General features: G+C 39.0%; 19 protein-coding genes, 1 other RNA gene and 1 pseudogene. 9 read left to right on the top strand and 12 right to left on the bottom strand.

Going from position 1 to position 20,979, the window contains the following annotated elements:
• Nucleotides 1-610: 610 nt before the first annotated feature.
• The 7 genes from A3Q33_RS02845 (at nt 611) to A3Q33_RS02875 (ending at nt 8,115) form a co-directional block, all read left to right on the top strand.
• Nucleotides 611-1,393: a TSUP family transporter gene (locus A3Q33_RS02845; protein WP_081178633.1), complete on the top strand. Its 783-nt coding sequence runs from the start codon at nt 611-613 to the stop codon at nt 1,391-1,393.
• 12 nt (nt 1,394-1,405) lie between these two features.
• Nucleotides 1,406-2,008 (top strand): primosomal replication protein PriC, encoded by a 603-nt coding sequence (priC, locus tag A3Q33_RS02850; protein WP_081178634.1) that lies wholly within the window; start codon nt 1,406-1,408, stop codon nt 2,006-2,008.
• 125 nt (nt 2,009-2,133) lie between these two features.
• Nucleotides 2,134-2,394 carry a late competence development ComFB family protein gene (locus A3Q33_RS02855; protein WP_081178635.1) on the top strand — a complete coding sequence of 87 codons (261 nt, stop codon included), beginning with the start codon at nt 2,134-2,136 and terminating at the stop codon, nt 2,392-2,394.
• Nucleotides 2,395-2,469: 75 nt separating this feature from the next.
• Nucleotides 2,470-4,299, top strand: coding sequence for an SLC13 family permease (locus A3Q33_RS02860; protein ID WP_081178636.1), 1,830 nt, complete (start codon nt 2,470-2,472; stop codon nt 4,297-4,299).
• Nucleotides 4,300-4,622: 323 nt separating this feature from the next.
• Nucleotides 4,623-5,126 carry a (2Fe-2S)-binding protein gene (locus A3Q33_RS02865; protein WP_081178637.1) on the top strand — a complete coding sequence of 168 codons (504 nt, stop codon included), beginning with the start codon at nt 4,623-4,625 and terminating at the stop codon, nt 5,124-5,126.
• Nucleotides 5,123-7,426 (top strand): xanthine dehydrogenase family protein molybdopterin-binding subunit, encoded by a 2,304-nt coding sequence (locus A3Q33_RS02870; RefSeq protein ID WP_196798039.1) that lies wholly within the window; start codon nt 5,123-5,125, stop codon nt 7,424-7,426. Before A3Q33_RS02865 ends, A3Q33_RS02870 begins: the two co-directional genes overlap by 4 nt.
• Complete coding sequence (locus A3Q33_RS02875) at nt 7,423-8,115, top strand: hypothetical protein (protein WP_081178638.1); 693 nt, start codon at nt 7,423-7,425, stop codon at nt 8,113-8,115. The genes A3Q33_RS02870 and A3Q33_RS02875 overlap by 4 nt, the downstream gene beginning before the upstream one ends.
• 232 nt (nt 8,116-8,347) lie before the next feature.
• On the opposite strand, the gene ffs is transcribed toward A3Q33_RS02875, so the two are convergent.
• From ffs to pspA, 12 genes are all read right to left on the bottom strand, one after another.
• An RNA gene (gene ffs / locus A3Q33_RS02880) (signal recognition particle sRNA small type) lies at nt 8,348-8,444 on the bottom strand.
• Between the two features lie 90 nt (nt 8,445-8,534).
• The gene (locus A3Q33_RS02885) at nt 8,535-9,128 is read right to left on the bottom strand and encodes a 1-acyl-sn-glycerol-3-phosphate acyltransferase (protein ID WP_231295770.1); all 594 of its coding nucleotides are present in this window, start codon (nt 9,126-9,128) and stop codon (nt 8,535-8,537) included.
• Between the two features lie 17 nt (nt 9,129-9,145).
• Nucleotides 9,146-10,006 (bottom strand): DUF3014 domain-containing protein, encoded by an 861-nt coding sequence (locus tag A3Q33_RS02890; protein WP_081178640.1) that lies wholly within the window; start codon nt 10,004-10,006, stop codon nt 9,146-9,148.
• A gap of 77 nt (nt 10,007-10,083) precedes the next feature.
• Nucleotides 10,084-10,725, bottom strand: a complete 642-nt coding sequence (gene maiA, locus A3Q33_RS02895) for a maleylacetoacetate isomerase (protein WP_081178641.1) — start codon at nt 10,723-10,725, stop codon at nt 10,084-10,086.
• Between the two features lie 66 nt (nt 10,726-10,791).
• Entirely contained in the window at nt 10,792-12,342 is a 1,551-nt protein-coding gene (gene tyrR, locus A3Q33_RS02900) for a transcriptional regulator TyrR (RefSeq protein WP_081178642.1), read from the bottom strand.
• A gap of 111 nt (nt 12,343-12,453) precedes the next feature.
• Nucleotides 12,454-12,792, bottom strand: a complete 339-nt coding sequence (locus A3Q33_RS02905) for a 4a-hydroxytetrahydrobiopterin dehydratase (RefSeq protein ID WP_081149180.1) — start codon at nt 12,790-12,792, stop codon at nt 12,454-12,456.
• A 9-nt stretch (nt 12,793-12,801) separates the two neighbouring features.
• Complete coding sequence (gene phhA, locus A3Q33_RS02910; RefSeq protein ID WP_081178643.1) at nt 12,802-13,602, bottom strand: phenylalanine 4-monooxygenase; 801 nt, start codon at nt 13,600-13,602, stop codon at nt 12,802-12,804.
• Nucleotides 13,603-13,813: 211 nt separating this feature from the next.
• The gene (locus A3Q33_RS02915; RefSeq protein ID WP_081182231.1) at nt 13,814-14,827 is read right to left on the bottom strand and encodes a YcjF family protein; all 1,014 of its coding nucleotides are present in this window, start codon (nt 14,825-14,827) and stop codon (nt 13,814-13,816) included.
• Entirely contained in the window at nt 14,824-16,254 is a 1,431-nt protein-coding gene (locus A3Q33_RS02920; protein WP_196798040.1) for a YcjX family GTP-binding protein, read from the bottom strand. The genes A3Q33_RS02915 and A3Q33_RS02920 overlap by 4 nt, the downstream gene beginning before the upstream one ends.
• A gap of 343 nt (nt 16,255-16,597) precedes the next feature.
• The gene (pspC, locus tag A3Q33_RS02925; protein WP_081178644.1) at nt 16,598-17,083 is read right to left on the bottom strand and encodes an envelope stress response membrane protein PspC; all 486 of its coding nucleotides are present in this window, start codon (nt 17,081-17,083) and stop codon (nt 16,598-16,600) included.
• A complete protein-coding gene (pspB, locus tag A3Q33_RS02930) occupies nt 17,080-17,271 on the bottom strand; it encodes an envelope stress response membrane protein PspB (protein ID WP_220465415.1) in 192 nt (63 codons plus the stop codon). The genes pspC and pspB overlap by 4 nt, the downstream gene beginning before the upstream one ends.
• An 86-nt stretch (nt 17,272-17,357) precedes the next feature.
• Nucleotides 17,358-18,029, bottom strand: coding sequence for a phage shock protein PspA (gene pspA / locus A3Q33_RS02935; RefSeq protein ID WP_081178645.1), 672 nt, complete (start codon nt 18,027-18,029; stop codon nt 17,358-17,360).
• A 191-nt stretch (nt 18,030-18,220) separates the two neighbouring features.
• Between pspA and pspF the strand changes: the two genes are divergently transcribed.
• On the top strand, nt 18,221-19,315 hold the full coding sequence (gene pspF / locus A3Q33_RS02940) for a phage shock protein operon transcriptional activator (RefSeq protein ID WP_081178646.1): 1,095 nt from the start codon (nt 18,221-18,223) through the stop codon (nt 19,313-19,315).
• Between the two features lie 288 nt (nt 19,316-19,603).
• Nucleotides 19,604-20,940 (top strand): annotated as a pseudogene (locus A3Q33_RS02945) (ABC transporter substrate-binding protein).
• The last annotated feature ends 39 nt before the right edge of the window (nt 20,941-20,979 follow it).

Genomic DNA, 20,979 nt, shown 5'->3' on the forward strand with positions numbered 1-20,979 from the left:
CAACACAAACAGTTACAACTCGATTACACTCGACGTTAGCATCGCAGATAAATCATATAAAAAATGTACAATATTTTCTAAAAACAATAAGATAATAAAAATGTATGTATAAGTAAAAACTTACACAACAATCTCATTGACATTAATCGCCATCTACACAAAAAAAACCATTAAGTCTGTTAAAGCAATAAGTTACACTTCAATTGTTATTGTAGTTTGAAAGGTGATTTTAAAAAAACATAATAATGGTAAAATATATTCCAAAAATAACAAAAAAAAATAAACTAATATTTACAGTAACTTAATCAACAGCCCAAAAATGTAAACAAAATGGAACAGTTGCTCCATATTCATATAAATTATTTTTCACTTAGCTTATAATTTGATGACAATTCACTGCGCTAGCAGGCTCTGTTTATGACTTACGGTTAGCACAACCGCTTAATTTAATCGCCAACAACTACTTTTACAGAGTAAATGTGTAAGTTATGTTTAATTAATACACAATAACGACAAACTGACTATTTATTAGAAATTTGAAGAAATATGGCCATCGAATCGAGCGTTCTCTGTGTTATAGTTGCAGCAAATTTACTGTGCAAAAGTTTCTATGGTTATTGATCCCGTCCTAGACATGAGTTTATGGATAACTTTATGTAGTGTCGGCTTCGTCGCGGGGCTTATTGATGCCATCGCTGGTGGTGGTGGGATGCTAACAGTTCCAACATTATTAACTTCGGGTTTACCGCCTCATGTTGCCTTGGGTACAAATAAACTCGCCGCCTCTTTTGGTTCATTCACGGCATCATTTACCTTCTATCGAAAAAATCTTTTCAATCCTAAATATTGGCGATTAGCTTTAATTACTACTGCAATAGGTGCCATTTTAGGTACCATCATTGTCAACTTCTTATCTGTAGAATTTTTAGATAAATATATACCTGTGCTGATAGTGATGACCGCTATATATACCTTACTTTCAAAGTCAGTCACTAACGAAATACAGGGACTACCTATACAGTCAATACAGATTAAAGTTAAACAGGTAGTGCAAGGATTAATTCTAGGTTTTTATGATGGTGTTGCTGGCCCTGGTACCGGTGCATTTTGGGTTAGCTCGTCTAATGCTATCTATAGAATAAACATTCTTTTAAGCTCTGGTTTAGCTCGTTCAACCAACTTTGTCAGCAATTTTTTTAGCTTATTAACTTTTATCTATCTTGGCCATGTAAATTTTGTATTAGGTATTTCTATGGGAATATTTATTATGCTGGGTGCATGGGTCGGCGCACATTGGGCGATTAAATTTGGTAGTAAGTTTATTCGCCCCGTTTTTATCACCGTTGTCATTCTAATGTCTGTTAACTTGGCTTATCAAGCTTGGCTAAAATAGGAAATATTATTTATGCAAAGTGCAATTAATAAAATTCATGCCATTCTTGATCAGCTTGATGAGCAAGCCAAGCAAGTGGATCAACAAAATAAACATTCAAAATCACATAAAATAATTCAAGAAAATGATATTTTCTCTGAAAAACTATTTAACACTCACAGCGACCTTTTCCACCCATACATTGCTGAAGTAAAAAGTAAAACAAATGAACTTTCTCGCTTATTAATCGCGAACAAAAACGCATTGGCTCACAGCCGTTTGCTAATAATAGAGCAGCAAATATCAGCATTGCGTAATGCGTTGAACGCAAATGGCGCATTACATAAAGAGCCCGAGCAAAGACTTGTTGCAATGAAAGCTAGGCGCTATAAAAAAGCAGCCCAAGCGGTAATGCAATCGAGCCACAACTTACACAAACAACTGAATGAAACATTTGAATTTGAACGACGGTTATTGGAAATGATCCAAATACGTGAACGACAAAGTCATAATATTAGTGCGAAACAAACAAAACAATTTACTGAAGAAATTCTCGCGCTGCATCAACGCCTTGGCCGATGTCGTCAAGCCATTTCCAAATTAGAGCGTGAAATAGCACAATCTGAGAAATTTTAGTCTACCTGCCCCCTGCACTTCATTATTTTGTTAAATAATTTGCCTATACGCATAAAAAAGGTTGGTGTTTTCATTGCACTAGCATTAGTCTTGAAAATATACTTTTTAAAATAAGCATCGCAGACATGAGAATTTCTGATGATATTCATAACTACTACGAAAAATTAGTTGCTCAACACTTTACAGATTTAAACCTAGAAGATAACTACAGTGCTGACTTTATAGACGATTTAGTTTGCGTGGTGTTAAACCAATTACCTACTCGCTACATTCGCCATGAAGTAGATATGGCTTTTTATTTATCGGCATCTGAGCGTTTTGAAATGGTAAACAGCGTGCAAATTACGGTGTCTAAATCTTTAGAATTTATGAAAGAGCATGATTAATACTTTATACATATCGCTGCCGCTTTCTATCGGTTCGTTTCACAAATAAATAACTTAATATACTTGGTGTAGCCTTTGAATATTCCAGATATCCCTAACAATCATGCATTAGCTGTTTTGCTAATTACTGTACTGGCATTGTATTTATTTCGTCGAGAAGATGTCCCCTTAGAAACGTCCTCACTTGCTGTTATTGCGATATTAAGTGTAATGTTTGCTGTATTTCCATTTTATGTCGATGATGTTCACTTCGAACCCAGTTCTTTATTCTTTGGTTTTGGCCATGAAGCCCTAGTTACTGTTTGCTCATTGATGATTATCGGCCACGGAATCGTGCGTACCGGCGCCCTTGAGCCTATAGGCAGATACTTAGCCAAACTATGGAAAATAAGCCCCGCATTATCTTTATTGATAACGCTTGTACTTGCTGGTGGCTTAAGTGCGTTTATAAACAACACACCTGTTGTCGTATTATTACTGCCCATTTTGATCAGTGTGTCATTACGCACTAAAACAGACTCATCACCCATGTTGCTCCCTATGGGGCTTGCAACACTCGTTGGTGGTATGGCAACCACTATTGGTACCTCAACAAACTTACTTGTGGTCAGTATTGCAAAGAATATGGGCGCTGCTGAATTTGGCCTATTTGACTTTGCTCAGCCAGCACTAATTGCTTCGGTAGTGGCGATAATTTACTTATGGCTGATTGCACCAAAGCTTTTACCGAGTAGATCACCTTCAATGCCTGATACTTCGCCGCGTATCTTTAGTGCTTACCTCAATATTAACGAAGAAAGTGCCGTTAACGAAAAAACGATTACCGAAATAATTGCCTTAACGGATGGCCAACTCAAAATTGAGAGTATTCAACGAGGTCCCGACAACCGAAATATTGTCCCCCTCCCTGACACTGTGCTTATTGTGGGTGATAGGTTGAAAGTACATGACTACCCTGATCGCCTTAAAGAATATGAGACGGTATTAGGCGCAACCTTATTTTCTGGACAGTATAAAGTTGATGATGAACATCCCTTAAATGCCGAAAAACAAACATTGGCTGAGATAGTTATCATCGCTGGTTCAGGTATAGAAGGGCGAACCTTACAACAAGCAAATTTCATTAATAAACACGCTTTAACCGTTGTGGCATTACATAGAGCAGGTAAAGCAATGGAAATAGGCCGGAATGGCATAGGTAACACCCGTATGCAAATCGGAGATGTTTTACTCGTGCAAGGTGAAGTTGAGCAAATCAGTTTGCTAAAAAACAAGCCTGGCCTGTTAATCATTGATGGTGCTGAATCACTGCCTCAAACCAGTAAAGCGCCTATAGCTTTATTAACATTACTAGGTGTTGTTGTTTCCTCAGCACTGGGTATTTTACCTATTGAGATTAGTTCTGTATGTGGCGTGCTAATATTACTAATGACTAAATGCTTAGATTGGCAAGAAGCTGCATCAGCGCTTAGTACTCAGGTTATTTTAATTGTTGCTGCTTCCTTAGCGTTAGGCTCTGCAATGATGATGACGGGAGGTGCTGAGTATATTGCCCAAGTGTTTGTCGCATTATCAAGTGGATTGCCTCCAGGCGGTATTTTAGCGGCTTTGATGTTGTTATTAGCCATATTAACCAATATTGTTTCTAACAATGCAGCAGCCGTTATTGGTACTCCTATCGCCATTTCTGTTGCTAGCCAATTAAACCTTTCACCTGAGCCGTTTATTCTAGCAGTGTTATTTGGTGCTAACTTAAGCTACGCCACACCAATGGCTTATAAAACTAACTTATTAGTAATGAACGCAGGCGGTTATAAATTCTCTGACTTTATGCGCGTAGGTATTCCGTTAATCATATTAATGTGGATAACACTTTCGTTACTGCTAAATTGGATGTACCTATAATCTAGTCGTAAAATAAATATATACGTTAAGGCAAAGTATCGAACTTACTGATACTTTGCCACATAACTTAAAACAACTTATTGTATTCAAATAAAAATATACACATTCTAAATACCTAATATCAATCCATTATCGAAAGCGCCTAGTTGTGCTTGCATATGATATTTAATGATAACAACTGCAATATCTCCCAAGACTATTTTCTAGATGATGAGAATCTCCTAATATACAGTGATGACTTAGTGTTAACTTAAATTAAAATGCAATATCCAAAGGATGTGTACTAATATTGAGGGTATAAATTAATAAGCAAAGGACAGGCTATGGTGACGTTTACGTTAAATGGCAAAAATGTTGAATCTAATTCCCCACAAGATACACCACTACTTTGGGTTATACGGGATGAATTAGGCTTCAAAGGCACCAAATTTGGCTGTGGCATAGCGATGTGTGGCGCATGCACAATTCATATCGACGAACAAGCTGTGCGCTCTTGCAACTTCCCCCTTAAACAAGCGCAAGGTAAAATTATTACCACCATTGAAGGACTTAACGATTCCCATCCATTACAAAAAGCCTGGGTAGAAGAACAAGTACCACAATGTGGCTATTGTCAGTCTGGACAAATTATGCAAGCGGCTACCCTGCTAAAATACTATCCTTCGCCAACAGATGAGCAAATTGTCACTCATATGAATGGCAATTTATGTCGTTGTATGGCTTATGTTCGGATTAAAAAAGCGATTAAGCGCGCCGCAAAAGTAACAGAAACCGATATCAGTGGTGTTAATATTTTTCATCCGGATGAACAGGAGGTTCAATCATGAGCATCTCAGATAACGGCAAAGACAACATCGACCTTTCTCGACGCAACTTAATGATAGGGTCAGTAGGTGCTGCTTTTGTAGTGGCTTTTGCACCCGCGCTATTTGCTCAGCAATCTTCGGTTAAAAAAATGATAGCGGAGAAAAATTTTTCTCCAACAGTTTGGTATGAAATAGATCAAAACGGCGTAATCAAAGTTAATATCGCGCGCGCTGAAATGGGTCAGCATGTAGGAACCGCTTTGGCTAAAATTGTCGCTGAGGAACTAGGTGCAGATTGGAATAACGTTATTATTGAGCATGTGAACACTAATCCTAAGTGGGGATATATGGTCACAGGTGGCTCTTGGTCAGTATTTCAAAGTTATGAGCCATTGTCACGCGCGGGTGCTGCTGGCAGAGCTATTCTCATTGAAGCAGGCGCAAAAGCGTTAAATAAATCAATAGCAGATTGTCAGGCAGAAAATGGCTTTGTCGTTTGTGGTCAGCAGCGCATCAGCTTCGCTGAGTTGATTAAAACACAACAATTTAATAAAACAGTTTCCGCTGACGAGCTTAAAAACTATGCTATCAAGTCTCGCAAGCATCACACTATTATAGGTAAACAAAGCCACGCCTTAGATATACCGCCTAAAGTTAATGGTACTGCGGTCTACGGTATTGATGTTGAAGTGCCTGGAATGCTTTACGCACGGCCTGTAGTGCCGCCATCGCGCTACGGAAATAAAGTTGAATATGTTGACGACAGTAACGCTAAAAAAATTACGGGTTATCAAGGCTACAAGGAATTATCAGACCCAAGTGGTTGGCTTGAGGGTTGGGTTGTGGTTTTTGCTGATAATTACCCCGCGGCCATACAAGCCGCTGATAAAATAAAGGTCAACTATCTGCACAACGATGCGTTAAGTATTTCAGAAGAGGATATACAAAAACGCGGAAAAGATTTAATTACAGATAGGGAAGCAGGCGCGTTACTCGTTGATGTCGGCGATACCGCTGCTGCACAAGAAAGTGCAGCGAGTCAAATGAACTCTACTTACACAACATCTAGCGCAATGCATTTTCATCTTGAGCCAGTCAACGCCGTTGTTGAATTTAAAGACGATACATGGCACATACATAGTGGTAATCAATGGCAATCACTCACGCTGCCAGCAGTCGCTAAAGCTCTTGGAGTAGAAGACTCACAAGTTATTATCCACCAATATTACTTAGGCGGTGGATTTGGTAGACGATTATTTGGCGACTATATGATCCCAGCGGCACTGGCGGCAAAAGCGATAGGTAAACCGGTAAAAATGGTGTTTACCCGTGAAGATGACTCTCATTTCGATCAACCCCGCTCGCCCAGTGTCAGTCATTTAAATGCCACACTCAATGACGACAATCAGGTTATTGGCATTGAGCACAGATTTACTTCAGGCTGGCCTACTAAAGCGATGGCGCCAGGATTTTTAGCGCCCAGCAAAGATGGTAAGAAAAAAATTGACATGTTTTCAGCAAGTGGTTCAGATCACTGGTACTCATTACCCAACCACAAAGTGTTAGTTTATAACAATGACCTAGCGCAAAAAACATTTGTTCCGGGTTGGTTAAGATCAGTAGGACCAGGTTGGATACAATGGAGCGTTGAATCATTTATGGATGAACTCGCTCATAAAAGTGGACAGGATCCAGCAAAATTTAGACTGGCTTTACTTGATGCGCAAGGACGACAATCTGGCAGTGCACCTCATTCAGTAGGTGGTGCTAACCGTTTAAAAAATGTTTTAAAAGAATTAACGAAAAAAGTAGATACCCAACAAACTCTGCCAAAAAACCAAGGTATAGGTATCGCATTAAGCTTTGGCCAAGAGCGTTCTATGCCCACTTGGGTAGCTTTAGCTGCACATATTGAAGTACACCCTGAATCAGGCAAAGTGACAGTGAAAAAACTGACCTGTGTTGTTGATTGTGGTGTTGTTGTGCATCCGGATGGTGCACTGGCGCAATTGGAAGGCTCTTTGCTATGGGGTGTCAGTCTAGCCCTGCATGAAGGCACCGAATTTAAAAACGGACAAGTAGCAAGTAGCAATTTACACAACTACTTTCCATTACGTATGAAAGACGTACCCGATATGGATATTTCGTTTGTGGAAAGTGATGAATTTCCGGTTGGACTTGGGGAGCCAGGCACCACCGTAGTTGCACCTGCAATTGGTAACGCTATTTTTAACGCTACAGGGGTCAGATTCAGATCATTGCCAATGACTCCAGCTATTGTAAAAGGCATGATGAAACAAAAACAAGGGGACACAGCATGAGTAGGTTAATTAAAGCCAGTGTTAGCGCCTTAATGGTAGGTATAGCTTTCATTTCAGTATCAGCCTCAGCAAATGACCCATATCAGGCATTTATAGACAAACCAGATGCTGCAACTGCTTTTAAATATATGCACCAAGTTGCCACACACCCACGCTGTAAAAATTGTCATGGTGTTGTCGATAACGACGGTAGCTTTTACCCAACGGTTGGTGACAATCGTCGTCCGCATCCAATGAACATTAGCGTCGCTAATAACGTGGTGTTGTATAAAGATGGCGAAATATTTAAACAAGTACCCGGCGTAGTATTAAGCTGCACCTCGTGCCATCAACAAAGTAATGGTGATAAAAAAGGCATGCCACCAGGTAACATATCTTCCGCAATGCCTGGTTTTGTTTGGCATATGCCACAACCCAACATGACTATTCCTGAAGGGATCACCGCTCATCAATTATGTAACAAGTGGCTTGACCCTGAACACAACAGTAGCCATTTAGCCCAACGCGGTGGTAAAGATGACCTTGTAACGTTCAAAAAAGAATTTCATGAACACCATGCAACACTTGATCCGCTTGTAGCATGGAGCTGGTCACCTGGTCCAGGAAGACAAAAAGCGCCAGGACAACATCAAGACTTCATACGAGCCGTAGGAGTGTGGATAGACGCTGGAGCGCCTTGCCCAACATAAGCGATTAAAACAAGGCTAACCGACTTTTCGCTAGTATATTCTTAACTTTAGGTTTACTAGCGAAGAGAATTTTTTGCCTGCTCTTCAAAATTCTAAACAGATTAATTCCAGAAGTCATAAATATCATTTCGACAATGAAGATAAGGAATTTTAGTCGCATACATGTAGCAACTTATGTAGCAAAACGCTAAAGCGATGTGTAAACAATTGATTTAAAAGGATTGGGTGGCAACCCTAATAGCCACACTCCGGCACATGAGTCGTCTGCTGCGGTTGCTTCCTTCCGGATCTGGCCGAGTTCACAGAGTATCATTGCGGAGGGACCAAAAGGGTCACCATAGAAGCGCTAAAAGAATCTCTTTAGCGCGGCGCGAATTATCGCTAAACAATGGCTTGGTTGCAAGTGCTAGTTACGAAAATTAGACTGCTTGCGGATTTTTTGCACAAACATCGGCAAATAATTGTTTAAATTCGACTAACTCTTGATTTATATCTCCCGTGATAAGAACTGCGGGGTGAAATCGTACTTCTTTTTTAATGAAATCAAAACTCACCGGTATTACGGGAACATTAGCTTGCTTGGCCATGTGCAAAAACCCAGTTCTCCACTCAATAGTTTTACTACGGGTTCCTTCTGGTGCTATGCCTAGAATAAATTGCTCATGAACATTAAATTCTTCGACCATTTGACCGACAACGCCATGGCTATGACTGCGATCAACACCAATACCACCGATGGCAGTCAATAACGATTTTACTGGCCAACGAAATATGCTGCCTTTAGCGAGAAAAGACACTTTCAGGTTTAATGAAAATACACTGGCGATGGCAACAAAAAAGTCCCAATTGGAGGTATGAGGGGCCACCGCAAGAATAAACTTTGGATGTTTTGGCAGCTCTCCCACAATCTTCCATCCAAAGCACACCATCATGTAACTTGCGCAACGCCTTAACATGCCATAATCACGAGTGGCGATACACGAATGTACCGTTGGCGTTTGCAAGCTATTCATTTATCGCTGACCAAAGCTCAACGTGCTCTGGCTAACTTTTCGTTAATTTCTAGCATCACTGACTTGATCACAAGTAAGTTTTCTTTACCTAATCTAAGCAATAACTTCTCTGCGTCATCCAAAGACTCTAAAGACTCATCTTTGTATTTATACATAACGCTAGGTCGCTCTAACTCAGGCTGAGTTTTTGGTATTTCCATATCTAAAACCTTAGTTATGGCGTTATGCAACACCTCGGTAAAGTCTTGTTCTGGATAACCTAGTTCTCCATATGCTTGATCAATTAACGGTTTCAATTCAACGTACCATTGCACAAGCATTTCACTGTCCATAGAACGTAATAGATCGACATAATTACTAAATCTGCGAGCACTACTCTCATCCCACTGAAATTTAACCCCATTGGTTGTTTGCTCTTCTACCGCAGTAAATTTCGCATTAGGGGTAATTAAAGGTGTGTGCTCATAGGCTAGGGTTCCTTGGCTAAAGTTATCAGTAAAGACCACAAAACGGCGGATCATATCTTCAGTAACCACCAGTTTCAGTAACTCTTTACGCCAAGTTAACGTTGGCAACTTAGTACTAAACCAAGTATCACTTTCATCTAAGGTAGGTAATACAATTTCAGGTTCAATATCAGTAATGTCTTCTTCAACTTGCTCTGTCGCAATATCCGACTCAATAATCTCAGGTGTAACCTCAATTTCAAGCACGGGCTCTTTAACGGGTGCAATGACAGTGGGAACAGCTGTATCAATAGCGTTATTGTCATCTGCAGCAAAGACGTAGTAATAGATAACAAAAGCGATAATAGCAGCAATAATTATGGCAATAACAGCCCAAGGTGTTTGTTTTTGTTCAGTGTTTTGAATTGACATAATAACCCTTGTTCTTTGTAATAAATGGAATGAAAAATGATAAAAATTTGTCCGTAAACTTTACACGTTATCTTATATTAATGCTGAGCATCAAGCTGGTTTTCAGGTAAAGATGCGATAAATGCCGGGTGTCTATTACAATTTTCGGCGACTCGGCAGATATTTGGGAACTTGCTCATATCAAGATTAAATCGATATGCATTATATACTTGAGGCACTAAGCAAATATCGGCCATCGTTATATTATCGCCAAAACAATATTCTCCAGAGTTTACTGTCAGCTGCTGTTCAATCGCGATAAATCCTAACGTCATCCAATGATGACTCCAGGTAAGCTTATCACTTTCTTGCAGTGAAAAATTATTAACTAGGTATTGTTGTACACGTAAATTATTAACCGGATGTATTTCACAGGCTACATCAAGTGCAAGCGCCTTTACTTTAGCTTTAGCAACTATATTTTTAGGGTAGATAGCAATCGAAGGATATTTATCATCTAAATACTCAATAATTGCAATCGATTGATGCAGAGTAACCTCTTCATCAACTAGGGTTGGTACCAAATGTGTTGAGTTTAATTCAGTGTAAGCATCTTTATGCTGTTCTCCACCGTCTTTAACTAAATGCACTGGGATTGATTCAAACGGCAACCCTTTTAGATGCATAGCAATTCGAACTCTATATGCGGCAGACGAACGCCAATAACCATATAATTTCATTTATAATACTCAAATAACGTTGGACATAAAACCAATATAGTATGCAACTACATTGGCATATTTACCTTAAATTTTAACGGTTTTTTTATTAATATCGTAATCTCGTAATTTATTTGCAATGGCGGTATGACTAAGCCCAAGTTTTTTCGCTAATTGTCGAGTACTTGGATAAGCAGGATAGAGCTTACGCAGTAAATCTGCTTCAAAATTTTTCACAGCCGCATCTAACGTGCCTTCAAAGTCTTGTTCAAGGTAGCCATGTTCACGTGTATATGCAGGTAACTGCAAGTGTGAGGTCATGATTATATTACCTTCAATTAATGATACCGCCCTTATCAGCACATTTTCAAGCTGCCTAACATTACCCGGCCAAGGGTAGTGTTCAATAAACTCAAGACACTCTGGATCAAAAGAAATATGTGACTTACCAATACGTTGACCAAACTTAGCAACAAATAGTTCCGCTAAAGGCACAATATCTGAACGTCGCTCACGTAACGATGGAATATTAAGCCCCAACACATTTAAGCGATAATATAAGTCTTCTCTAAACTCACCAAGAGAAACCATATTAAGTAAATCTCTGTTTGTTGAGCCTATGAACCGCACATTCACTTTGATTTCTTTTTCGTCATCAATACGCCTGAAAGTTCCGTCTTGAATAACTCGTAACACTTTAGTTTGTAACTTAGCCGACATCTCACCGACTTCATCGAAAAAGATGGTGCCGCCATCTGCCGATTCAAAAATACCACGTTTACTATTTGCTTGGCCTGCGGCGCCAGCGCCAAATAATTCAGTTTCTGCAGCATCGTCTGGTAATGCTGCACAGCTTAAAGTCATAAAAGGTTTTTCAGCGCGATCACTGGCAGCATGGCAAGCACGCGCCAATAACTCTTTGCCTGTCCCCGTCTCCCCAACAATTAACATAGAGGAGTCTAGCAAGGCCATACGCTTAGCTTCGCGTATCAGTTTACGCATTGAACTGCTGTTAGCCTGAATACCGGTAAAGTCATTTTCATTAGCTTTTTTAAAAACACTAATTTGCTGACCTAATCTTGCTTCTGATTTTAATATCAGTACAGCACCGGCGAGGACTTTCTTCTCTTCACCTTCAGCAATATGAATAGGAATAATATCAGCAACAAAATCGTCATCTTGAAATTTAACACGGCGGGTTTGCGCTAAGACCTCTTCACCGTCAAGCCAACGAGAAAAGTTAAAGCCTTTTAACCACTGCCCTACATGTTCGCCAATAATATGCTCTAGCGATTCACACATAATTTGCGCAGCAATGTTATTAACCACTCGAATTTGACCTTTATTATCAACCGAAATAAAAGGGTCAGGGAAGGTTTTTACTAAAGTTTCAAATTCATTTTTTTCACGTTCGGAAGGCATATAAGGTGTTGTTTTAACATCGACAACACCATCAATTAAACGTAATTGCGGCATAAAGCTTTGCAGCTCTGAAAACTCTAAATCAGGAATGTTAATAAAAATTTTTCCTGGCTGTTTTAATTCAATACCACGTAGGTCAATCCCACGCTCAACAAATATTGCCAGCACACTTTGCGCAATACCAACTCGGTCTTGGCAACCAATTTCTAAACGCATTTATTAACCTCAAGAAAACAACAAAAATCTAATACCTCTATTGTAAACTAATTTTTACAACAAAAAAAAGCCTCCTTTATCGGGAGGCTCTTCATTATTACTAAGAAAACATTACAGAAGCTGATCAGTTTTGGCTGCACAAATAAAGTCATTCTTATGCAGCCCTTTAATAGCATGGGTCCACCAAGTAACTTTGACTTTACCCCACTCTAATAAAATGGCCGGATGATGAAATTCTTTTTCTGCTAATTCAGAGACTTTATTTGCAAAAGCCCATGCTAGCTTGTAGTTTTTAAACTTATAAACCCGTTCTAGCATCATAATACCCTCGTTCACTTCAGGAACCCAATCAGGTATTTGTGCTAATAAACTTGCCAATTCGTCATCACTAACTTTTGGCGCATCGACTTGGCATGCTTCACATTGTTGATTTGATAATTCACCGCTCATAAAAATTCCTTAACTTGCTTTTAATTCAAATTTAGCTGGATGTAGACCTATTTTTTTCGCTTGTTCTACCAAGGCCATAATATCTTCTACTTCTAATTTTCGTATCTCATCGAGATCACTGACTTTAGTCAGCATAAAATAAACCGGTTGCAGAATATCAATTCGATATTGTGTCCGTAACACATCTAAAACATCGAGAGGTTTCCTTTCAACATTTTTATCATGTAATGCATATTCTGTTTCCGTTGGTGAAGACAAAATACCACCACCATATACCCGTAAACCTTTGGGCGTATCAAGCAAGCCAAACTCAACAGTAAACCAATAAAGTCGGGCTAAAAATACCCGGTCTTCTTTCGAAGCGTTTAAACCCATCATGCCATAAGCTTGCGTATAATTAGCAAAAGATTCGTTGGTAAGTAATGCACAGTGGCCGTATATTTCATGAAAGATATCGGGCTCTTGTAGATAGTCGAATTCTTCTTGCGAGCGGATAAAAGTCGCAACAGGAAATTTCTTTTCTGACAGTAATCTGAAAAACTCACCAAAACCGATAAGTGCTGGAACAGGTTCACAACTCCAACCGGTAGTCGCTCTTAATACCTGACTCACTTCCTCTAACTGTGGTATACGATCAATGGGTAGATTTAGCTTTTCTAAACCTTCATTGAACTCATCACAGGCAGTATCTTTTACGGTTGAAAGTTGCCGCGTTATCAAGGCTTGCCAAATTTGGTTTTCTTCTGCTGTCCATGCAATATTGCCATGTTCATCAGCAACCTTCGATACGTACTTAGTCGCCTTCGCCATTCGTGTAACCTTACTTTGTTAATATCAAATTATTATTAATTTTTATTTTGATATGTAAACTACTTTAGTTGTCACAATAGTAAGGCAACATGGATAGAAAAAGCACGACTTTGAAAGTGGCTATTTTTCAACCAGAACAATGAATGTGTAAAATTTGTGTTACATCAAAATGTACAAATATAAAATTATCTATTAATTTCAATACTGTAAGTTATTTTCTTTTCACTAGTGCTTGCACTTGGCTAACAACTTGTTGACGAATATGACCAAGTTTAGGCGCGTCATCAGTAAAAGGAATAGGTCGACATAAGTGCATAGCTTTTAGGCCTAATCGTGCGGTTAACATCCCTGCTCCTAAGCCTTGTGCCATGCGCGCTGATAACTTTCCTAATAGCTCTACACCTAGCAAATCAGCGCCCAAATCTGCAACTAATTCACTTGCACCAGCATAGGCCATATTGATAATAACTTGTTTAATTAGCTTTACTCGGCTCCAATAGCCCAATTTTATGCCGTATAAAGCCGCTATTTTATTAACTAAGCGCAAATTTCGCCATAGCATCAGCAACATATCAATAATTGCAATTGGACTTAATGCCACTAAAACAACTGACTCTGAAGAAAATTTTGCAATTTCTTTCAATGCTTTTTGATCTACCTGAGACAATATATTGCGCTCATATAACTGTAGTATTTCAACATCACTATACTCTTCAAGGTTCAACTTTTGCCAAGAGCTGTGGTCAAATTCAGCTAAGTCACCCGGTAAGCGCTTAGAAATTTTATCGCAAAGGCTTGCAGCATCAACATCGCCTTCTTTATTGAAAATGTCTTGAGCTTTTTGTTTTAGCTTTTGTTGGTACTTAAACTGCCTAAGACCTGAAAATTCACGCCAAACTGTACGGCCACAAACCAAGGACAAACCCGCCAGTAAAATAGCATATAAACTGGCAATTATCGGTGATTGGCTAAAGCCGTTAACAAAAAACTGTACGGCTTCAACCGTAACTAAAGTAACAAATACTAAGCCTATAGTACGCCAAAGCCAACTTGGCTTTTCAGGTTCAATAATAATGTTATCGTCTACTTGTTCTACTTGCTCATCACACACCCAGTCTTGCTCATCAACAATAATTTGTGGGGTATTTTCTTTGATTGGGCTTTCGTCAATATCAACCGCATCAAACAATATTTGTTGTTGAAATTTTTCTTTATTTTCTATCATTTTAATTTGTCCCCAAGCAAAAACTGCAACATTTGATCCATACGAAGGTGCGGTAAGCATTCATCACTGCTAACCGACTCAATGGGTGCGAAAGCAATATAATTAAAAGGCTGCTTTTGCCAATATTCTAACGTTGGAATGCTCGCTGGAACAGCGCCAGGAAATAGTGTGATCATTTGATCATTACTTAACTGTCTACCTTTAATAACAGGAATGTTCTGGCCTTGATATTGGCTTTTGCCCACTTTGGTTGCTTTGACCGAGGCAATAGCGATTGTTTTCATTTTAATGGCGTCAAAACTCAGCGTTTGCTTAGTTTGAAAAACTAGTTTGTTGAGCAGCGACACTAAGTTTTCATGTTGTTCTGGTGTGATATGGTCAGCCTTAGTAGCAGCAAAAAGTAAACGATCTATTTTTGGTGAAAATAGCCGCGACAATAAACTCGATTTTCCATATTGAAAGCTTTCCATAATCATCGCCATGGCATTTTGTAAATCTGCAAAGCTTTCTGGGCCATTGTTTAGTGGCGTTAAGCAGTCAGCAAGCACAATTTGTCGATCAAAATTAACAAAGTGTTCTTTGTAAAAACGGCGCACGACTCGTTCTTTATATTCAATAAATCGCGCACGTAGCATGCCGATATAACAATCGTCCTTAGCGTTTTGATAGTCATTACTGTCAATATCGTCAAACTCGCTATAAGGAAAAAACTGTAATATTGGTGCATCTTCCAACTCACCAGGAAGAATAAAACGTCCGGGCTGAATCACTGATAAGCCAAGCTGATGTCGAAAGAGTAGTAATAAGTCAGTATATTCTTGTGATAATTGCGCTAAAACGGCTTCATCAACACTCGCAAAAGGGTCAAATTCGGCCAGTTTATCGAGAAATTCCTGCGCATGTTCGTTTCTTGGCGCTTGCTTGAGTAGCATAGTCGTCTGCCTCGACCATTCTTCAAATGTCAGCGATAACATCGGAAGATCAAGTAACCATTCACCAGGATAATCAGTGATATCAATATAGAGTGTCGCGGACTCGGTGGCGTATTTTAATATCGAGTCTTTGGGCTGATAACGCACTGCTAAGCGTAATTCGCTTATGCCATTAGTCGGTTTTGGCCATTTAGGCGGCGACTGACACAAGGCAGATAGTGCGCCATCATATTCAAATCTAGGTATATGCAGGTGCTTTTGTGGAACGCGTTTAGCGGCGATGTAGCGACCTTGATGGACAACATTAAAAAAACTGAGCTGAGAATTACTGCCTTCATTGAGTAACTGATTCACTAAAGACGTAATAAATGCAGTTTTGCCACTGCGGCTCAGTCCTGTTACGGCAAGGGTTATATGTTGATCGATAGAACGATTAACAATGTCACTGGCCTTTTGTTTTAACTTTTTTATTTGAGCTTTACTAATAAATGCCATACTTGAGTGCTATCTTTTGTTTTTCAATACGTTGAAGGCCGTCATGCTTATTTCAGCAAAACTATCATTACTTTGATACTAGCGGTTTTTAAGTTTTGATAACAGTACTTGTCTTGATTTATTATACCAATTGGATTAATTAAGTGATCTACTTTTTCATCAGGACAAATGGATAATGACAAGGCATAAAATTGAGTCAGTCGTTATGATACTTATAAATTTTATAACGCCTTAATTATTCATTTTAACCATCAAGAATGAGCAGCTAATTAATCAACTTGGTATTATTAACTTGGTATTATTAACTTAACAGCGATAAAAAAAGCGGCAGAGCCGCTTTTTTTTAGAGTTTATTAATTTCTCGTGACACGGTAAATTCCGGCGAAGTAACATAACGCTCAATAACTTGTAATTCTAGCTCTAATGTTTTGAATTTACGCCTAATATCATGAAATGCTTGTTTAGGTGGCTCGCCTGCTTGCCAAATACGCGACTTCACTTTAATCGATTCATTAGTGATATCTTCATCAGAATCGTGTTGTTGTGAGCCAGCTGCTTTTTTAGCATGGTATTGGCTGTCATGTGCAAAACTTCCCTTTTGGGTATTGCGATTAACATGAGCAGCATTGGCAGGTTTTTTATCTAATATAAACCAAGCGGCGATATAAATAACAATAAACCAGCCCATACCTAACAGCACACCAGAAACAACGAGTATGCGCACCAACCATGATTCCCAACCAAAGTAATCGGCAATGCCTGCACAGACACCAGCTAATTTTCCTTGGCTCGTATTTCTATATAACTCACCTCGGGATTTGCTGGTCATAATTTATTTCTCCACTCCGGTGTTTCAGCATCCAAAATAGCTTCTAATGTTTTAATTCTATCTGCCATTTTGTCGGCTAATTCAGACAGCTCAGTCAGTTGAATATACTCTTCTTCACTGAAGCCTTGGCTAATTTGGCGTTTACTACGATAATGTAATATCAACCAAATTGGGGCCACGACTACCATAAATATAATTACTGGGGCGACGATAATCTCATCCACAATTTTTCTCCTTTAATTGCACCTTATGCAAGGCATTCGAAAACGTATGATTATTTATTTTGGGTTTCTGATTTCATTTTAGCTTTTAATTTTGCTAATTCATCATCAACTTTCTCATCTGATGCTAAATCTGCAATTTCATCTGCTAATGATTTGCTGCCCATATCATATGATTCGACCTGTGCTTCAATATCATCAATTTTACGTTCGTAGCGATCGAAGCGACTTAAGGCGTCATTCACGCGATCACTGTCAATATTCTTTTTCACTTTTAAACGTGAATTTGCCGTCTTTTCGCGCATGATAATTGCTTTTTGACGTGACTTCGCATCTGCTAACTTATCTTGTAGCTGCGAAATTTCACTTTGCAGTTTTGCAATGTGTTCATCTATATGACTTAACTCTTCGATCAATGAACTTGCACTTTCAACACATTTTTTCTTTTCCATCAATGCCGCACGCGCTAAATCTTCACGATCTTTACTTAGCGCTAGCTCAGCTTTTTCTTGCCATTGTGCTGCATCAGATTCAAATCGGTTAGCTCGACGCGCTAATTCTTTTTTATCCGCTAATGTTTTTGCAGATGAAGAACGCACTTCAACCAACGTGTCTTCCATTTCTTGTATGATTAAGCGCACCATTTTTGCAGGGTCTTCTGCTTTGTCTAATAAATTGTTAATATTAGAATTAATGATATCTGTGAACCTTGAAAAAACACCCATAATTACTTCCTCATTCAAAAAATTGCTTTAATTGTCTTAGGTTTTACTATTCACATTCTGCGCCAAGTTTTTATAACATGGTAAGCCTATAATTAATAACGCTTTATTATTAATTAAAAAAAGGCTTCTCTCTAAGCAGTTAATAAAATACACTATTTGTTAGTGAAAAAAACCAATTATTAGGTCAGTAAATGACACGTTTCAAACAACAAGATAATCTCATTGGTCAATCTAACAACTTTTTAGAGGTGCTTGAGCAAATTTCACAGATAGCGCCTTTAAGTAAGCCGGTTCTCATAATAGGTGAACGTGGTACCGGTAAAGAGCTTGTTGCCGCACGCTTACATTATTTATCTAAACGCTGGGATCAAAATTATCTTAAGCTTAATTGTGCCGCATTGAATGAGAATTTATTAGAAACTGAATTATTTGGTTACGACAGTGGGGCCTTTACTGGGGCAAGTAAGCGTCATGAAGGCCGCTTTGAACGCGCAGATAACGGTACATTATTTTTAGACGAAATAGCAAATACTACCGGGTTAATCCAAGAAAAATTGCTACGGGTTGTAGAATACGGTGAATTTGAACGTGTTGGTGGCTCAAGAACAATTAAAACCAATGCGCGCTTAGTCGCAGCAACTAACGAAGACTTACCCTCAATGGCCGCTGCAGGCGAGTTTCGCGCTGATTTACTCGACAGATTAGCTTTTGATGTTATTACTCTGCCACCCTTACGTGAGCGTTTAGACGATATACTGGTATTAGCCGAGCATTTTGCCATTAACATGGCACGCGAGCTTGAGTTTGAACTTTTCAGTGGCTTTACGGCAAAAGCAAAGCGTGATCTGCTTGAATATCATTGGCCGGGTAATATTCGTGAATTAAAAAATGTTGTTGAGCGTAGTGTTTATCGTTGCAATAACCCTCACTTACCTGTGCATGAGCTCGTTATCGACCCCTTTGAATCGCCCTACCGCCCTTCTAAACGAATAAAAACTCAAGATCGCATCGTAGTAAACCAGGCTGTAGTCGCCAGTGAAAGCAAGGCTGAAACTGAGGTGAAAGTAGAACAAAAACTTAAGCCACTGCCTAAAACCTTACAATTTCCGTTGTCGTTAAAAGACTTATCACAAAATTACGAGGTCGATTTGATCAAGTCTGCTTTAGCTAATTGTCAATATAATCAAAAGAAAACCGCTGACGCCTTAGAATTAACCTATCATCAATTAAGAGGCTACTTAAAAAAATATAATCTACTCGACACAAGTAGTGCAGACGAAGAATAAAGATTAGCTATGGCTTACTCTAAACTAACATATTACAAATATTTTGCGCTGTTAATCATAGTGTTATCTGGTTGCGACTCAAACGAAACACTTTCGTTAAGTAAAAAAAGCATTATCTACTGTAGTGAAGGCCCGCCTGAAAGCTTTAACCCGCAAACGGTATCATCGGGAACAACTATCGATGCAACGTCAAATCAGTTATATAATCGTTTAATCGAGTTTAACCCGACCGATAATTCGATCATTCCTGCTATTGCAAAATCTTGGCATGTAACGCGTGATGGCAAAATGATAACTTTTTATCTCCGCAAAGATGTTCAGTTTCATCAAACAAGCTATTTTATGCCAACACGGACGCTCAATGCCGACGATGTGCTGTTTAGTTTCAATCGCATGTTAGATGAAAACCATGAATACCATCCAATATCTGGTGGTAAGTATCCGTTTTTTCAAAATGCTCAGTTGGTTAATCTCATTAACAGCGTTGAAAAAATTAATGAACATACCGTACGCTTTCAACTTTCTCACTCTGACAGCTCATTTCTTGCAAATATTGGTGGCGATTCAGCCGTTATTTTATCAAAGGAATATGCTGAACAGTTAATTGCACTTAACGCAATGCAAGAAATAGATATGCTTCCTATTGGCACTGGCCCTTTTAAATTTAAACAGTATAGTGCAGGTGCGTTCATTCGTTATGAACCTCATCCAGACTACTGGCGCGGCATGTCAGAGCTTAAACAACTCGTTTTTGATATAACCCCCGCGATACCGGTCGTTTAACCAAGTTATTAGCCGGTGAATGTGATGTTATCGCTTATCCCATTGCACATAAAAAAATAGAAGAGCATACCAATCTCACGTTAGAATCGGTAACCGCTTTCAATGTCGGTTATTTCGGTTTTAATACTCGTAAAGAACCGTTTAATAATCCTTTAGTACGTAAAGCTTTATCTTACGCCATCAATAAACCAGCAATTCTCGAAGCTGTTTATACTGGGCAAGCCGAAATTGCAAATGGCCTGATCCCGAATTCTTCATGGGCCTACGATGCAACGATTGCGAGCCAAGAGTATTCAATCACTAAAGCACAAGAGCTGTTAGTCGAAGCGGGTTATAGCAATGGCTTTTCCATGGATTTATGGGCAATGCCCGTGCAGCGAGCCTATAACCCTGATGCCGTGACAATGGCAAAACTCATTCAGGCCGATTTACAAAAGATAGGGGTAAAGGTTGATATCGTTTCCCATTATGAATGGACAACTTTTTTACGCAAAATATCTGAAGGTGAACATCAAAGTGTGCTTTTAGGTTGGTCAGCTGATCACCCTGACCCAGACAACTTTTTTTCAACATTACTGAGTTGCTCTTCTGCTATTACTGGCAGTAATGTAACGTTTTGGTGTAATGAAAAATTTGATCAACTCATTCAAAGTGCGCTGCAAACAAATAACATTAATAAACGTAAGGTCTACTATTCTAAAGCTTTAAAATTAATTAATGAAGAATTCCCTTTAATTCCAATCGCGCACTCAAAAAGGTTTCAAGCACGGGCAAATAATGTAAACGGTAGTCTGCTGCGCGCCATTGGTGGCATTGACTTTAACGGGGTTACAAAAAACTAATATGCTTATATTTACCCTGCGTCGTTTTAATTTATTCAT

The organism is Colwellia sp. PAMC 21821, from assembly GCF_002077175.1.
GTDB lineage: Bacteria > Pseudomonadota > Gammaproteobacteria > Enterobacterales > Alteromonadaceae > Cognaticolwellia.

What these genes read in the sequence shown, in the direction of transcription:
- A3Q33_RS02845 (WP_081178633.1), top strand. Translation starts at nt 611, where the DNA reads ATGGTTATTGATCCCGTCCTAGACATGAGTTTATGGATAACTTTATGT.
- priC (WP_081178634.1), top strand. Translation starts at nt 1,406, where the DNA reads ATGCAAAGTGCAATTAATAAAATTCATGCCATTCTTGATCAGCTTGAT.
- A3Q33_RS02855 (WP_081178635.1), top strand. Translation starts at nt 2,134, where the DNA reads ATGAGAATTTCTGATGATATTCATAACTACTACGAAAAATTAGTTGCT.
- A3Q33_RS02865 (WP_081178637.1), top strand. Translation starts at nt 4,623, where the DNA reads ATGGTGACGTTTACGTTAAATGGCAAAAATGTTGAATCTAATTCCCCA.
- A3Q33_RS02870 (WP_196798039.1), top strand. Translation starts at nt 5,123, where the DNA reads ATGAGCATCTCAGATAACGGCAAAGACAACATCGACCTTTCTCGACGC.
- A3Q33_RS02875 (WP_081178638.1), top strand. Translation starts at nt 7,423, where the DNA reads ATGAGTAGGTTAATTAAAGCCAGTGTTAGCGCCTTAATGGTAGGTATA.
- A3Q33_RS02885 (WP_231295770.1), bottom strand. Translation starts at nt 9,128, where the DNA reads ATGAATAGCTTGCAAACGCCAACGGTACATTCGTGTATCGCCACTCGT.
- A3Q33_RS02890 (WP_081178640.1), bottom strand. Translation starts at nt 10,006, where the DNA reads ATGTCAATTCAAAACACTGAACAAAAACAAACACCTTGGGCTGTTATT.
- maiA (WP_081178641.1), bottom strand. Translation starts at nt 10,725, where the DNA reads ATGAAATTATATGGTTATTGGCGTTCGTCTGCCGCATATAGAGTTCGA.
- tyrR (WP_081178642.1), bottom strand. Translation starts at nt 12,342, where the DNA reads ATGCGTTTAGAAATTGGTTGCCAAGACCGAGTTGGTATTGCGCAAAGT.
- A3Q33_RS02905 (WP_081149180.1), bottom strand. Translation starts at nt 12,792, where the DNA reads ATGAGCGGTGAATTATCAAATCAACAATGTGAAGCATGCCAAGTCGAT.
- phhA (WP_081178643.1), bottom strand. Translation starts at nt 13,602, where the DNA reads ATGGCGAAGGCGACTAAGTACGTATCGAAGGTTGCTGATGAACATGGC.
- A3Q33_RS02915 (WP_081182231.1), bottom strand. Translation starts at nt 14,827, where the DNA reads ATGATAGAAAATAAAGAAAAATTTCAACAACAAATATTGTTTGATGCG.
- A3Q33_RS02920 (WP_196798040.1), bottom strand. Translation starts at nt 16,254, where the DNA reads ATGGCATTTATTAGTAAAGCTCAAATAAAAAAGTTAAAACAAAAGGCC.
- pspC (WP_081178644.1), bottom strand. Translation starts at nt 17,083, where the DNA reads ATGACCAGCAAATCCCGAGGTGAGTTATATAGAAATACGAGCCAAGGA.
- pspB (WP_220465415.1), bottom strand. Translation starts at nt 17,271, where the DNA reads ATGGTAGTCGTGGCCCCAATTTGGTTGATATTACATTATCGTAGTAAA.
- pspA (WP_081178645.1), bottom strand. Translation starts at nt 18,029, where the DNA reads ATGGGTGTTTTTTCAAGGTTCACAGATATCATTAATTCTAATATTAAC.
- pspF (WP_081178646.1), top strand. Translation starts at nt 18,221, where the DNA reads ATGACACGTTTCAAACAACAAGATAATCTCATTGGTCAATCTAACAAC.